Origin of the sequence: Cupriavidus sp. DB3 (genome assembly GCF_020418465.1) — a bacterium.
Classification (GTDB): Bacteria; Pseudomonadota; Gammaproteobacteria; order Burkholderiales; family Burkholderiaceae; genus Cupriavidus; species Cupriavidus cauae.
The window spans coordinates 1-15,871 of sequence record NZ_JAIZPL010000001.1; the positions used below are offsets into that span (position 1 = coordinate 1).

The window sequence follows — 15,871 nt, forward strand, 5'->3', positions numbered from 1 at the left end:
CCGGCCTCCAGCCACTGCTTCTGCCACGCCGCATAGTCGGCGTACTGGATCGGCAGCGGCGCCAATTGAGCCGGCTGGCCGCTGACGAAGCCCGCATAAAGCCGCGCGAACTCGTCGATCACCACGTTCATGGACCAGCCGTCGGAGACGATATGGTGCATGGTGACCAACAGGATGTGGTCGTCGTCGGCCAAGCGCAGCAGGCGCACGCGCAGCAGCGGTCCTTGTTCGAGGTCGAACGGGGCCTGGGCCTCGGCGTCGACCAGCGATTGCACGGCAGCGTCGCGCTGTGCCGGATCGTTGTCTGTCAGATCGCTGACGTTGATCGGCAGCGAAAAGGGCGGATGGATGCGCTGCACCGCCTGCTCGCTCTCCTGATGGAAGGTAGTGCGCAGGCTTTCGTGCCGCTCCACCAGCGCATCGAAGGTCCGCTGCAGTGACGACCGATCGAGCGCGCCGCGTAGCCGCACGGCGCGCGGAATGTTGTACAGGCCGCTGTCCCGCTCGAGCTGCCACAGGAACCATAGCCGCTGCTGCGCATACGACAACGCGGCCTCGCTGCGTCCACGCGCCGCGATCGGCAGTCGGCCGAAATCCATGCCGCGGGCCTTCAGTTCGGCAATGAATCGCTGCTGCCCCTCGGGCGACAGACTGGCGAACCGTTGTGCGAGGCGGAGTTTGTCAACGCTCATGCTTCTGTCTCCAGTGTGTCCAGCCACGCGTCCATGTCGGCCCAGCCTTCGGCTTCGGCCGCCTTCTCTTGCTTGTTCTGAAGGCCATTCGACGATTCGATGCTGGCTGCCATTTCGGCGAGCGTCGCCGATTCGAAGTAGACGCGTAGCGGGACCGGCACCGACAGACGGGCGTTGACCAATGCCGCCAGCCGCGTGACCAGCAGCGAATGGCCGCCCAAGTCGAAGAAGTTGTCGTGGATGCCAACCTGGTCGACGCCAAGGACTTCTTGCCAGACCTGCGTGAGCAGGGTCTCGATCTCGTTGCGCGGGGCGACGTAGCCCTGGGTTTCCCAGACCGGGGCGGGCAGGGCGCGACGATCGAGCTTGCCGTTTGGCGTGACCGGCAGGCGGTCCAGCGCGATCAGTTGCGCCGGGACCATGTGGTCGGGAAGTTGGGCCTTCAGTTCGGTCTTTAGCGTGGCGGAATCCGTGCCGTCCAGCACGCAATAGGCGACCAGACGGTCCTCATGGACGATCACGGCGGCGTCCTTGACACCGGCTTGCGACCGCAGCAGATGCGCGATTTCGCCCAACTCGACCCGGTAGCCGCGGATCTTGACCTGTTCGTCTTGGCGGCCAAGGTATTCGATCCGGCCATCGGCGTCCTGCCTGACGCGGTCGCCGGTGCGGTACATCCTTGCACCGGCGGTGAAGGGATCGGGGACGAAGCGCTCGGCGGTCAGTCCCGGGCGACCGAGGTAGCCGCGCGCCAGCTGCGGTCCGGCGATATAGAGTTCGCCGACGATGCCGGCGGGCACCGGGTTCAGGTCGGCGTCAAGCACATAGACGCGTGAGCCCGGCAGCGGGGTGCCGGTCGGCAACTGGCGTTCGGGCAGGGCCACCGCTTCATGCGTCAGCACGCCGACCGTGGTCTCCGTCGGGCCGTAATGGTTGAACAGCCGGCATTGCCGCTTCAGGTCGCGGATCGTCCGAGCCAGTTCGGCCGAGGTAGCCTCGCCGCCAAGAATCAGCGCCTCTTCGGGCAGGACGTCGGCAGGCTGCCGCGCCTGCAGCAATCCGCGCAGATGGCTGGGTACGATCTTGAGCACGCCGACGCGGTGCCGCGACATGTACTCGGCGAAACGATCGGGATCGAAGCCCCGCTCGCGCGAGATCAGATGCAAGGTGCGGCCGCTGCAGAGGGCGCCGAACAGCACGGTATGGCCGAGATCGGCGGCGGTAGTCGAGACCATCGCCATCGAGGCATCGGCAGGCAGTTGCAGCCGGTGCAGCACGCCGGAGACGTAATGCGCGAGCGCATCGTGGCTGACCACCACGCCCTTGGGGGTGCCGGTGGAGCCGGAGGTGTAGATCAAGTAAGCGGCTTGCCCCGGAAGCAACGAGACGGAAGGCGCATCGTCGACCGGCGTCACGGATGCCGGATCGATGCAATCGAAGCCCGGCCCGAACTCCGGTCCGAACTCCGGCACGGAGCCGGGCACCGAGCCGACGACAACACCGGCGCCGGCGTCGTCCAATAGCTGGCGCAAGCGTTCGGCTGGCTGCGCCGGATCGAGCGGCACGCACACCGCCCCGGCCTTCAGGATGCCAAGCAGTCCGGTGACGAATGCAGGAGAGCGTTCGACACAAAGCCCAACCCGCGTCTCGCGCCCAATGCCGCGTGCGGCCAGCGCCGCCGCGATGCCATTGGCGAGCCGATCGGTCTCGCCGCGCGTCAGCGTTTGCTCCTCATATCGCAGCGCCATCGCGGAAGGGTCGGCGGCGACATTGCGCTGCCAGGCGGCCAACACATCGGCTGCTCCGGTGTCCTGCGCGTTGCCCACCAGCTTTCCGTCCTCTGCGCTGGCAAACTGCAATTCGCCAACACGAGCGTCCGGCGCCGCGGCGATCTGCTCCAGCACGGCCACATAGTGCCGCTGCAATTGCTGGACGGTCGCCTGCGAAAAGAGATCGCACTGGTAGCTGCAACCGATATCCAGCGTGGCGCCGGCCGACACGACCAGCGTCAGCGGGTAGTTGGTGGTGGCCGCATGGCTGACCTCGCCGAGCTTCAGGCCGTTCTGCTCGCGCTGTCGCAGTGCCGCATCGACCGGGTAGTTCTCGAACACCAGGATCGAGTCGAACAGCGCCTGTCCGCCTTGGCCGGCCCAGCGCTGGATTTCGTACAGCGGCACGTGTTCGTGCTCGCGCAGCGCCAGATTTTCCGCTTGCAGCGCCTGCAACCAGTCGGCCACGGCTTGGTCTGGCGACGGTGCCTGGATCACCGGCAAGGTATTGATGAAGAGGCCGAGCATCGCCTCGGCGCCCGGCAAGGCCGCCGGCCGACCGGCGACCGTGGCGCCGAAGGCAACGGCACGCCGACCGGTATAACGCTGCAGCACGATGACCCAGGCCGCCTGCAACAGCGTGTTCAGCGTCAGATGCTGGCTGGCGGCGCTGCGCTGGAGGCGGGCGAGGGCGTCGGCATCGAGGCTGGTGCGGCACGTCGCGTGACCGGTGCCGGCATCCGGTGCGGGAAGTGCCGAGGCCAGCCGGGTAGGCTCGTCGAGCGCTTGCAGCCGCTCGCGCCAGAACGACTCGCTGGCGGCGACATCGTGGGTCTGCAGCCAGGCGATGTGGTCGCGATAGCGCGAGGCGGGCACCTCGACCGGCTGGCCGTGGTAGCGCTGCAGGACCTCACCGATCAGGCGGGCGGTGCTCCAGCCATCGAGCAGCAGATGGTGGCTGGTCCAGATCATGCGGTAGCGGTTGGCGCCCAGGCGGAGCAGGCGCACGCGCATCAGCGGGGCGGTATCGAGCGCGAAGGCCAGCTTGCGTTCTTCGAGCGCAACGTTCTCGCACGCCGATTCGTTCCAGTCGCCTTCCGCATCGATGCGAACCGGCGAAGGCACCTGCCGATAGACCGCCTGCATCGCCTGCCCGTCGATCCAGACAAAGCCGGTCCGCAGGATCTCGTGCCGCGCCACCGTCTCATCCCAGGCCGAGCGGAAGCGCTCGGCATCGAGTCCGTCGAGCGTGATGGCGAGCTGGTTGACGTACAGCCCGGCTTCCGGCGCGTAGAGCGAGTGGAACAGCATGCCGTGCTGCATCGGCGTGAGCGGATACAGGTCCTCGATCTGGCGACCGTCGAGACGATCGAGCTGGTCCTGGGTCAGGCCGGCGAGCGGCACATCGGACGGTGTCAGCGCGCCGGGCGGCATGCCGATGCAATGGTCGATGGTGGTCTCCAACGCGTCCCGATAGGCGTCCATCAGTGAGGCGATGGTGTCGTGCCGGTAGCGGGCGGTGCTGAACGTGACGCCCAGCGACAGCACGCCGCCGCTGACCTGGCCATTGATCGTGATCCAGTTGCCAAGCGGGGCTTCCGGATCGCGGCTCTCTCCGCTTGGCTCGTCGGCGAAATCGAACAGCGCGTCGCCGCCGACGCTCTGGTCGAACTGGCCCAGATAGTTGAACGTGATGCGGGGCAATGGGTACGCCGCGAGTCGTTCGCGAATGACCTGCGGCGCGAGATGCCGCAACAGACCGTAGCCGATGCCATGATCGGGAACGCCGCGCAGCGTCTCCTTGATCGACTTGATGCTGGCCGCGGTGTCGGCGGCCACCGGCAGCACGACCGGGAACATCGTCGTGAACCAGCCGACGGTGCGGCCGATATCCGGTGCAGCAAGCAGGGTTTCCCGGCCATGCCCTTCAAGCAGGATGGCGGCGCGATCGACGCCGGCCCATTGGCCCACTGCCTGCGCGAGCGCGCTTAGCAGCAAGTCGTTGATCTGCGTCCGGTAGGCGGCTGGTGCCTGCTTCAGCAGGCGTTGGGTCTGCTCGGCGGACAATTCCAAGGTCAGCGTGGCGGCCTGCGCGATGCGATCGTCCGCCGCGGCGTGGTCGCATGGCACCTCGGGGCCGTGCTGGGCGCACCAGTAGTCTGCTTGCCTGGCGAGGTCGTCGGAGTTCGCATGTTGAACCAGCGCCTGTGCCCAGGCCTTGTACGACGCCGTCTTGGGCGGGAGCGCGATGGATTGGCGTTGCTGGGCCAGCCGGTATGCCTGTTGCAGGTCTTCCAGCAGGACGCGCCAGGAGACGCCATCGACGACAAGGTGGTGGACGGCGAGCAGCAGGCGCTCGCTGCCATCCGGTAATTGCAGATGCAGTGCGCGCAGCAATGGTCCCTGTTCGAGGTCCAGGCTGCGCTGGGCACGATCGCAGTGCGCTTCGATGGAATCCGTGTCGGCGACTTGCTGTTGCCACAGCAGCTCGCTATCGCCGGGCGCGGCGTAGCGTTGCTGCCATTGGCCGTCCTGCTGCCGATAGCGCAGCCGCAATGCGTCGTGATGATCGACCAAGGCCTTCAGCGCGCCGCGCAGTGCGTCCGGATCCAGGCGCTCCACGGGACGCAGCAGCACGGATTGGTTCCAATGATTGCGGTTCGGCATCGGCGTCTCGAAGAACGCCCGTTGAATCGGCAGCAGCGGCACCTCGCCGGCAGGCTTGTCGTCGACGCGGCGATTGGCCTCGTCGCGCTTGGCCACCTGGGCCAGCGCCTGCACGGTCTGATGCAGGAACAGGTCCTTGGGCGTGAAGCGCAGGCCGAGGCGGCGAGCGCGGCTGACCGACTGGATCGACAGGATCGAGTCGCCGCCAAGTTCGAAGAAATTGTCGGTGGCGCCGACGCGTTCGACGCCCAGGACCTCCTGCCAGATTTGGGCCAGCAGCGCTTCGGCTTCGTTGGCGGGGGCGATGTAGCCCTCGGCCTCCCACAACGGGGCAGGCAGCGCGCGTCGATCGAGCTTGCCGTTTGGCGTGACCGGCAGGCGGTCCAGCGCAATGAGCTGCGCCGGGACCATGTGGTCGGGTAGTTGGGCCTTGAGCCGCGTTTTCAGTGTCGCGGTATCCGTGCCGTCCAGCACGCAATAGGCGACCAGACGGTCCTCATGGACGATCACGGCGGCGTCCTTGACGCCCGCCTGCGACGGCAGCAGATGCGCGATTTCGCCCAACTCGACCCGGTAGCCGCGGATCTTGACCTGTTCGTCCTGGCGGCCAAGGTATTCGATTCGGCCTGCCGCATCCTGCCTGACGCGGTCGCCAGTGCGGTACCTCCGCTCGCCCTCGGTGAAGGGATCGGGGACGAAGCGCTCGGCGGTCAGCCCTGGGCGACCGAGGTAGCCGCGCGCCAGCTGCGGTCCGGCGATATAGAGTTCGCCGACGATGCCGGCGGGAACCGGGTTCAGGTCGGCGTCAAGCACATAGACGCGGGAGCCCGGCAGCGGCGTGCCGGTCGGCAACTGGCGTTCGGGCAGGGCCATCGCTTCATGCGTCAGAACGCCGACCGTGGTTTCCGTCGGCCCGTAGTGGTTGAACAGCCGGCAGTACGGCTTCAGGTCGCGGATCGTCCGAGCCAGTTCGGCCGAGGTAGCCTCGCCGCCAAGAATCAGCGCCTGCTCGGGCAGGACGTCAGCGGGTTGGCGGGCCTGCAGCAATCCGCGCAGATGGCTGGGTACGATCTTGAGCACGCCGACGCGGTGCCGCGACATGTACTCGACGAAACGATCGGGATCGAAGCCCCGCTCGCGCGAGATCAGATGCAAGGTCCGGCCGCTGCAAAGGGCGCCGAACAGCACGGTATGGCCGAGGTCGGCGGCGGTGGTGGAGACCATCGCCATCGAGGCATCGGCAGGCAACTGCAGCCGGTGCAGCACGCCGGAGACGTAATGCGCGAGCGCGTCGTGGCTGACCACCACGCCCTTCGGGGTGCCGGTGGAGCCCGAGGTATAGATCAGGTAAGCGGCTTGGCCCGGGAGCAGCGAGACGGAAGGCGCATCGTCGACCGGCGCCACCGACGTCGGATCGATGCAATCGAAGCCCGGCCCGAACCCCGGCCCGAACTCCGGCACGGAGCCCGGCCCCGAGCCTACGACAACACTGGCCCCAGCGTCGTCCAATAGCTGGCGCAAGCGCTCGACCGGCTGTGCCGGATCGAGCGGCACGCAAACCGCGCCGGCCTTCAGGATGCCAAGAAGTCCCGTGATAAACGCCGGAGAGCGCTCGACACAAAGCCCAACCCGCGTCTCCCGCCCAATGCCGCGCTCGGCCAGCACAGCCGCAATGCCATTGGCAAGCCGATCGGCCTCGCCGCGGGTCAGGGTCTGTTCCTCATATCGCAACGCGACGGCAGAAGGATCCGCCACGACGCTACGCCGCCATGCCGCCAGCACATCGACCGCAGCCGACTCCAGAGCCTCGCCGACAAGGCGCCCGTCCTCATTGCCCAACGCCAGCTCACCCACGCGAAGCGTCGGTGTCGACGCGATCTGTTCGAGGATGCCGACATAGTGCTGCTGCATCCGCTCGATGGTGTCCGGGTCGAACAGGTCCGTGGCGTAGCCGAATCGCCCCGCAATGCCGTCCTCGCTCTCCACCAGATCCAGCGCGATATCGAAGCGCGTGACATCGCCTTCGATCTGTTCGGCAGTGACGGCGTGGCCTGCCAGTCGTTTCGGGACGGCGATCGGCAGCGCCAGGTTGAACTTGACCTGGAACAGCGGGTTATGGGCGAGGCTGCGATCGGGCTGCAAGGCCTCGACCAGCTGTTCGAAGGGCAGATCCTGGTATTGCTGCGATTCGAGCACCGTATCGTGCAGCCGGGTGAGCAGGGCGTTCCACGGCATGCTGCCGTCGATATCCGTGCGCAGGACCAGCGTATTGACGAAGCAGCCGACCAGGCCTTCGGTTTCGACCCTGCCGCGATTGGCGACCGGCACGCCGACGCGGACATCGCGCTGCCCCGTGTAGCGGTACAGCAGCGTCTGGAACCCGGCGAGCAGCACCGCGAACATCGTGGTTTGTGCGCCCAGCGCGATGCGACGCAAGCTCGTCGCCAGCGCGCCGTCGAGCATGAACGGCACCGCGCCGCCGCGATGGCTTTGCACCGCGGGGCGGGGGCGATCGCTCGGCAGCTCCAGGACCAGGGACTCGTCGCCAAGACGATCCTTCCAGTAGGCGAGCTGGCGGTCGCGCTCGCCCGCCGTAAGGCGATCCGCATGCCACGAGGCGTAGTCCGCGTAGCGGATCGCAAGCGGCGTCAGGTCGACGGGGCGATCCGCGATGAAGCCTTCGTACAGCCGGCAAAACTCGTCGATCACGACATTCATCGACCAGCCGTCCGACACGATATGGTGGACCGTGATGGACAGCCATTCCTGATCGTCCGCCACCCGCATTTGCGCGACGCGCAAGGGCGCCGCGGCCAGCAGGTCGAAGGGCTCGGCGCTGAGCGCTCTGGCCGTTGCCTGCGCCTCGGCGGCCGCGTCGCAGCCGTGCTCGCGCAGGTCCAGCACGGCGATGGGGCAGGAGCCGGCGGGCAACACCCGTTGCCTCGGTTCCTCGTGCTGGTCCAGTTCGAAGCGCGTGCGCAGTGCCTCGTGCCGCGCGACCAGCGCATCGACCGCGCGTTGCAGTGCGATCCGATCGAACCGGCCGTGGAGCTTCAACACGCCGGAGACGTTGTAGGCGCCACTGTCCGGCTGCATCGACCACAGTACCCACAAGCCGCGCTGCACCGGGGACAACGGCGCAAGGTCGGTGTCGGTTCGGCGCGTAATTGCCGCTTCCCCGTGGGAAGCCTCACCGTCGTCGCGCGCCAGCAATCCATCGATGACCGCCGCATTGGCCCGCAGAGTCCCATCGGCGAAGAGATGCGCCAACGCGTAGCCACGATGCAGGCGTTCCCGCGTCCTCGACACCAGCTGGGTCGCGCGCACCGAATTGCCGCCCAGGGCGAAGAAGTTGTCATTTGCCGAGGCAGGCCGGACGCCAAGGACCTCGTACCAGAGCGCCGCCAGTGTCGCCTCGGTGCCCTGCAGCGCCACGGTGTTGCCGGTAGCGGCCGGCGAGGCGGCGGCCTCCGACGATGGAACGGATGCGAGCCGCCGCCCCGATTCGAATGCCGCCCACAGCGCCATTTCGCCGCTGCGCCAGGCCGGCAGGCAGCGCGAGCGCTGCAGCTTGCCGCTGGTGGTCTTCGGCAATTCTCCGGGCTGCAGCAGCAGCACCAGTCCCGGCGGCTCGCCGCAGCATTGCGCCACCGCCTCGCGAATGGCCGTTTCCACCGCTTCGGGCGAGCCGAACTTCTGGATGCTGCGCGCAATCTCGGCGGCGATGCCGATCGTTTCGATCTGTCCGTCGGCCGATTGGAACGGAAAGGCCGCGACGCGCCCCTTGCGCACGACCTCGACCGCGGATTCGACCGCGATCTCGATGTCCTGTGGATACAGGTTGTGCCCGCGGACGATGATCAGGTCCTTCGAACGTCCGGCGACGTAGAGCCTGCCTTCGTGCAGGAAGCCGAGGTCGCCCGTGCGCAGATAGCGCGAGGCGGGGTCGTCGTGATGCGGGAAGGTGCTGGCGGTGGCCTCGGGCTGCTGCCAGTAGCCCGCGGTCACGCTCGGCCCGCCGATGCAGATCTCCCCGATCTGTCCGTCCGGAACGGGGCTGCCATGCTCGACATTCCGAATCTCGATGCGATGGCCCGGAGCCGCGTCGCCGCAGGCAACGAGTCGCGCGCCGCCGCCATCGATCGATGCAACGGCGCGGCCGGTGGCCAGCGCCGCTTCATCAAAGCCGATCATCATGGCGCCCTCGCCGGGGCGACCGCCGGTGGCGAGCAGCGTCGCCTCGGCCAGTCCATAGCAGGGATAGAGCGCGCGAGCGTCGAGGCCGGCGTCGGCGAAGTGGCTGGCAAACCGTTCCAGTGTCTCGGCACGAATCGGCTCGGCGCCGCAGAAGGCGACGCGCCAGCTGCGCAGGGACAGCGTCTGGACCTGTGCCGCACGCACGCGTTCCACGCACAGCCGATAGGCAAAGTCCGGGCCGCCGCTGACGGTGCCGCGGAAGCGGTCGACCGCCTCGAGCCAGCGGCGCGGCCGCTGCAGGAAATAAGTCGGCGACATCAGCACCAGCGGCATGCCGCCGTAGAGGGGATGCAGCAGTCCGCCGATCAGGCCCATGTCGTGATAGAGCGGTAGCCAGCTGACCATCACGTCGTCGGCCGTGGTGCCGAACTGGCTGGCGATGGCCGCTTCGTTGGCGACGATATTGGCGTGCGTCACCATCACGCCCTTGGGCGTCGCGGTCGAGCCGGAGGTGTACTGCAGGAAGGCAACGGTGTCGGGGCGGACGGCCGCGGCCCATGCCCTGGCGTCGGCGATGGCCGCTCCCGGCATCGTTTCGCCGACCGACGAGACCGACGATACGGTGACGATGCGCGCTTGCAGGCTGTCCGACCGCCCACTGGCCCAGTCGCCTGCAAGTCCGTCGTCGACCACCACGACGCTGGGCCGCGCATCGGCCGCGATGGCGTTGAGCCGGGCCAGATGCTGCGGCCGCATCGATTCCGGCGGAAACGCCGGCACCGCGATCACGCGCGCCAGCAGGCAGCCGAGGAACGCGCTGACGTAGTCGATGCCGGTGTCGAGCACGATCATCGCGCGCTCGCCGGGCTGCGCCACCTCGCTCAGGCGCGTGGCATAGGCAGCCGCGCGTGCGAGGAGGTCGCGGTAGCGGTAGGTCGTGCCTTCCGGGTGGTCCTCATCCAGCACCGTCAGTGCCGTCGCATCGGCGCGGCTGGTCACGTGATGGATCAAATAGTCGAGCAGCGTCTCGCCTTGCATTGCTGTCCTTTTGCGAATCGATGGACCGGTGCTGCACCAGCACGTCCGACAGAAGGAAGACGAAGGGCGAGGCGGGGAATTTAGCGCGGCGGAGCGGTCATCAACCGGGCATCAGCACAATGCCGCGCACTCGGCCCGCAGCGGACAGGTGCCGCAGTAGTCGTCGCCGTCGAGCCGGTACTTCAGGCAGCAGACGCGGCGCACGCGCCGTTCGCCGCCGTCCGCCTGCGGACGGTCGAGATAGGCGGCGCGATAGGGATGCGGCCGGCCATCGGCGTCCGTGTCGGTGCGCAGCCACCGCGCCAGCGTGTCGCGACGGCGTGCGTCGAGCGCCGGATGGGCGAGCAGGTTCATGCCGACGTATTGCACGAACTCGGCGGCGTGGCTCCACAGCACGCGCGGCGACGCACGGGTCAGTGCCGACAGCGCGGCGAACACCGGCGCCAGATGGCGCTGGGTCATGGCGGCCAGCATGTCGTCCAACGTCGCCGCGCCTTGGCCCAGCGCCGATGACCGCAAGTGAATGCGCGATACGAGCCCATCCGGGCCGAAGGCGATATCGACCTCGTCCAGCGATACCGGTACGGTCCGGCCCAGCGCAGCCGCCGCGACCAGCACGGGTGGCACCAGCACCACGCAGTAGTGCCGGGCCCACCACGATGCCAGCGCCGGCGGGGCGCGTTCGTGCTCGGCGCCGATGGTGTCGCGGTAATCGGCCAGCCGTTGCTGCAAGGCGCCCGGCTCGGCGAACCGGCTTCCCGGCAACGCTTGCGCACTGGCGGGCGCCGCGGTGACCCCTTCGCCGAAGCGCCGCAGCGGGCCGGGAAAGAAGGGCGTGAGTTCGGCAATCAAACGGGAATCTCCAGTCCGGGCGGGGCCGTATCAGGGCTTCGCGGTTGGGCGCCGCCTTCCACGAGAGACGGACCGGCGCCGCAGGAAATTAGGCGGCGCGCCCTTCTTGCGCCGATCAGCCGCCAATTCCCCTGTTCAGGCTCCCTATTGCCGTTTTCCCGTCACTCACGTAATAATTACGAATCATTATCATTCGCAGACGCATTACGGTAAGCCTTTTGCGTACCGGGCCGGCGCGATCCAATAAGAAGGGGAGTCTCATGCAACGGGTGTTCGATTGCCGGCGGACGGAGGTCCGGCGGGCGGTAGTGATGTTGTTTGCGCTGGCGGGCAGCGCGCATGCGCAGGAGCAGGCGGCACCGGCGGGCCAGCCGGTGGCGGGGCAGTTGCCGGAAGTCACGGTCCGGGCAGCGGGGTCGGAAACCGGGATCGGGCCGGTCGGCGGCTATGTCGCCCGCCGCAGCGTCACCGCGACCAAGACCGACACGCCGCTGTCGGAGACGCCGCAGTCCATTTCGGTGATCACCCGCGAGCAGATGGAAGACCGCGGCGTGCAGACCGTGTCCGAGGCCTTTGCCTATTCGGCAGGCGTGGTCGGCGACAACGTGGTCGAGTCGCGCTACGACAAGCCGGTGATCCGCGGCTTCCCGGCACGGCAGTATCTCGACGGCCTGTACATCAACTACTACACGAGCGGCTACCTGATGCCGCGCGTCGACGCCTACGGGCTCGAGCGCGTCGAGCTGCTGCGCGGCCCCAGCTCGGTGCTGTATGGCGCCAATGCGCCGGGCGGCCTGATCAACCTGGTCAGCAAGCGGCCGACCGCCGAGACGCTGCGCGAGGTCAACGTGCAATACGGCTCGCACAATCGCAAGCAGGCCAGTTTCGATCTGTCCGGCGCGGTGGACAGCAACCAGACCGTGCTCTATCGGCTGACCGGCCTGTTCCGCAAGAGCGATACGCAGACCGACCACGCCAAGGACGATCGCATCTTCATCGCGCCTGCACTGACGTTCCGCCCGTCGGCCGATACCACCTTCACGCTGCTGACCCACTATCAGCGCGACAGGCAGGGCACCGCGATCAACTTCCTGCCGCGCGAGGGCACGGTCATTCCGACGGTCAACGGCCGCCGGATCTCCAGCTCGTTCTTCACCGGCGAACCCGGCTTCAATACCTTCGATCGCGAGGAATACGCGATCGGCTACGCCTTCGAGCATCGCTTCAACGACACCTTCCGCGTGCGCCAGAACGTGCGTTACATGCACAGCGACCTGACCTATACGGGGGTCTACGCGGTGGGCTGGAATTCGGCCGCGCAGCAGCAACTGCGGCGCGGCTCGCTCGATGCGGGCGGCAAGCTCGATACGATCGGCGTCGACACCCAGCTGCAGGCGGACTTCAGCACCGGTCCGGTCCGGCACAAGATGCTGGTCGGCGTGGACTACCAGCACGGCAAGTTCGACGACAAGCAGGGCTTCGGCACGGTCGGCACCCCGCCGCTGGGCCTGATCGATCCGTGGAATCCGGTCTACGGCGCGCGGATCAATCCGATCGCCTCGTACACCAACGCGGAGCAGACCCAGCGTCAGCTCGGCGTGTACTTCCAGGACCAGATGAAGCTGACCGAGCGGCTGACGTTCGTTGCCGGGGGGCGCAAGGATTGGGCGAGTTCGGATACGACCTCGACGCGGATCGTTACGGCGACCAACGCGCGGACCGTGACCACGACGCCGATCGACCAGGACGACTTCACCTATCGCCTCGGCCTGCTGTACCAGGCGCCGTACGGCATCACGCCGTACGTCAGCTACTCGACTTCGTTCCAGCCGCAGGCCGGCACCGATCGGCAGGGTTCGCCGTTCAAGCCGACCACCGGCAAGCAGACCGAACTGGGCGTCAAGTTCCAGCCGCCGGGCAGCAACAGCTTCATCACCGCGGCGGTCTACGACCTGCGGCAGCAGGACGTGCTGACGCCCGATCCAGGGCGTCCGGCTGGCACCAATTTCCAGATCCAGACCGGCGAGATCCGCTCGCGCGGCTTCGAGCTGGAAGGCACGATGGACTTCCAGAACGGCTTCAAGGCGATTGGCTCCTACACCTTGATGAATCTGGAAACCACCAAGAGCAACGGGCCCGACCTGGGCAAGACGCCAACCAACCGGCCGCGCCATACGGCCGCGCTGTGGGTCGACTACACGATGCGCGGCGGCATGCTGCGCGGCCTCGGCATGGGGGCCGGCGTGCGCTATATCGGCTCGACCTGGGGCGATGCGGCCAATACCTTCAAGGTGTCGTCGGTGTGGCTCGCCGATGCGGCGATCCACTACACGCTGGACCAGCATTGGCGCTTTGCGCTGACCGCGACCAATCTGCTCGACAAGGAGTACGTCGGGCAGTGCGGCAGCGCGACGACCTGCTACTACGGTTATCGCCGCAACATCCTGGCCACGGCGACTTATCGTTGGTGAGGGCCTGAGGCCGGGGCCCTGGTCCCCGGCCTGGGCCCCGCGCCTCGAGGCCCGAGGCACCGAGGCACCGAGGCACCGAGGCACCGAGGCACCGAGGCACCGAGGCACCGAGGCCCGGAGGCCCGGAGGCCCGGAGGCCCGGAGGCCCGGAGGCCCGGAGGCCCGGAGGCCAGAGGCCAGAGGCCCGCCAAGGCGCCGGCAATCCCGGCCCTGCGGACGTCGGCGGCACTGGCGGCGTCCGTTCCCGCCTAATTCGCGGGCACCGTCGTTCGTCACAGGAAGAAGACCTCTTCCTCGTGGAGCCACCGACCGTGTCCGCCTTCCCCTCGCTGCGCAATGTGTTGTTCCGGGCCTCGGGCCATCTGCTGGCGTTTGCCATCGTGGCCAGCCTGGCCGGCGGCGCGGCGTCGGTGGGGCTGATCGCCACCATCAATCGCGCATTGGCGACGCCGGCCGATCAACTGACGGCGCTGGGACTGCGCTTCGCGGCCCTGGCGGTGGCGGTGCTGCTGTGCCGTACCGCCGCGCTGATGCTGTTCGTGCGGCTGAACCAGACGGTGCTGGCCAGCCTGCGCGAGCATATCGCTGGCCGGTTGCTGGCCTCGCCCTATGCCGAGCTCGAACGGGTTGGGCCGGGGCGCGGACTCGCGCTGCTGGGCGAGGACACCAATCAGGTGGCGACGCTGCTGGTAGCGCTGCCGTTCGTGGTGATGAACGGCACCATCGTGCTCGGCTGCCTGGCCTATCTGGCCTATCTGTCGTGGCAGGTCTTCCTGTTCGCGCTGGTTGCCGTGCTGACCGGCTCGATCTGCTACCGGCTCAGCCGCAAGCGTTCGCAGCACTATCTGCGCGATGCCGGCAAGTGGCACGACGTGTTGATCGAACGCTTCGGCGCGATCTTCGCGGGCGCCAAGGAACTGAAGCTGCATCGCCAGCGCCGCGAGGCGTTCGCCAGCGGGCCGCTGGCCGAAGCGATCGATGCGGTCAGGACCAACCGCACGCACGGGCTGTCGCTGCTGTATCTGTCGCTGACGATCGGCAGCACGCTGTTCTTCGCGGTGATCGGCATCATCCTGTTCGTGGTGCAGCGGCCGCTCGGCGCCGATGCTGCCGTCGCCAGCGGCTATACGCTGGTGTTCCTCTACATGATGGCCCCGCTGGAGGGCCTGCTGAACAGCCTGCCGCAGTTCAATCTGGCGCGCATCGCGTATCAGCGCATCGCCGATACCACCGGGCCGCTGGCGGTGGAGCAGGGGCAGGCAGATGCCGCGGGCGATCGCCGGCCGTTCGTCGCGCTTGCCTTGCACGGCGTCACGCATCGCTACTTCCGCGATGGTGAGGACGGCGCCTTCACGCTGGGGCCGATCGATCTGTCGCTGCGCGCCGGCGAGGTGGTGTTCCTCGTCGGCGGCAATGGCAGCGGCAAGACCACGCTGGCCAAGCTGCTGGTCGGCCTGTATGCGCCGGAGAGCGGGAGCGTGGTGCTCAATGGCCAGGCGATCGCCGATGCGTCTGACCGTGAGCGACACAGGCAGCAGTGCACCGCGGTGTTCTCCGACTTCCATCTGTTCGACAGCCTGCTGGGCGCGGCCTCGGAAGGTGAAGAGGGGGTGGCGGGTGGCAATGACGGGCAGGGCGATCATGAAGGCAGATACGCGGCGCTCGACGCGCGTGCCAACGAGCTGCTGGCGCGTCTGCAGTTGCAGCACAAGGTTACCGTGCGCGGCGGCGCGTTCTCGACGCGCGCGCTGTCGCAGGGCCAGCGCAAGCGCCTGGCGCTGGTCGCCGCCTGCCTCGAGGACCGGCCCGTGATCGTGCTCGACGAATGGGCCGCGGATCAGGACCCGGCCTTCAAGGCAGTGTTCTATCGCGAGATCGTGCCGGCCCTGCGCGCGCAGGGAAAGGCGGTGCTGGTGATCTCGCACGACGATCGCTACTTCGATGCGGGGGATCGCATCGTGCTGCTCGAACAGGGTCGCATCCGCGAGCAGCACATTGAACACCAGCGCGAATACCAGCCCGAATACCCGCCCGAACATCAGCGCGAACATCAGCGCGAACACCAACCGGCCGCAGAGCCGGTGGGCGTGGCGATCGCCACCGAGCGGCAGCGCGCGGCATGAGACACCGGCTCGTTGCGCCGGTGCCCAGGCAGCGACTCCGCTACAATCGCGTCACACGACGC

Annotated in this window: 5 protein-coding genes; 2 read left to right on the top strand and 3 right to left on the bottom strand. The window is 67.7% G+C overall.

Annotated elements, in window-relative coordinates:
- The 3 genes from K7G19_RS00005 to fhuF form a co-directional block, all read right to left on the bottom strand.
- Window positions 1-692 (bottom strand): condensation domain-containing protein (locus K7G19_RS00005; RefSeq protein ID WP_226105040.1); only part of this gene is annotated, 692 nt, incomplete at its 3' end.
- On the bottom strand, window positions 689-10,363 hold the full coding sequence (locus K7G19_RS00010) for a non-ribosomal peptide synthetase (RefSeq protein ID WP_226105042.1): 9,675 nt from the start codon (window positions 10,361-10,363) through the stop codon (window positions 689-691). The genes K7G19_RS00010 and K7G19_RS00005, both read right to left, overlap by 4 nt.
- 111 nt (window positions 10,364-10,474) lie before the next feature.
- Window positions 10,475-11,215 carry a siderophore-iron reductase FhuF gene (fhuF, locus tag K7G19_RS00015; protein ID WP_226105044.1) on the bottom strand — a complete coding sequence of 247 codons (741 nt, stop codon included), beginning with the start codon at window positions 11,213-11,215 and terminating at the stop codon, window positions 10,475-10,477.
- Window positions 11,216-11,475: 260 nt separating this feature from the next.
- Between fhuF and K7G19_RS00020 the strand changes: the two genes are divergently transcribed.
- Both K7G19_RS00020 and K7G19_RS00025 read left to right on the top strand, forming a co-directional pair.
- The gene (locus K7G19_RS00020) at window positions 11,476-13,686 is read left to right on the top strand and encodes a TonB-dependent siderophore receptor (protein WP_226105046.1); all 2,211 of its coding nucleotides are present in this window, start codon (window positions 11,476-11,478) and stop codon (window positions 13,684-13,686) included.
- Between the two features lie 311 nt (window positions 13,687-13,997).
- Window positions 13,998-15,809, top strand: a complete 1,812-nt coding sequence (locus K7G19_RS00025) for a cyclic peptide export ABC transporter (RefSeq protein ID WP_226105048.1) — start codon at window positions 13,998-14,000, stop codon at window positions 15,807-15,809.
- The last annotated feature ends 62 nt before the right edge of the window (window positions 15,810-15,871 follow it).

Excerpts from the sequence above, each read along its gene's own strand:
- K7G19_RS00010 (WP_226105042.1), bottom strand. The coding sequence starts at position 10,363 with ATGCAAGGCGAGACGCTGCTCGACTATTTGATCCATCACGTGACCAGC.
- K7G19_RS00020 (WP_226105046.1), top strand. The coding sequence starts at position 11,476 with ATGCAACGGGTGTTCGATTGCCGGCGGACGGAGGTCCGGCGGGCGGTA.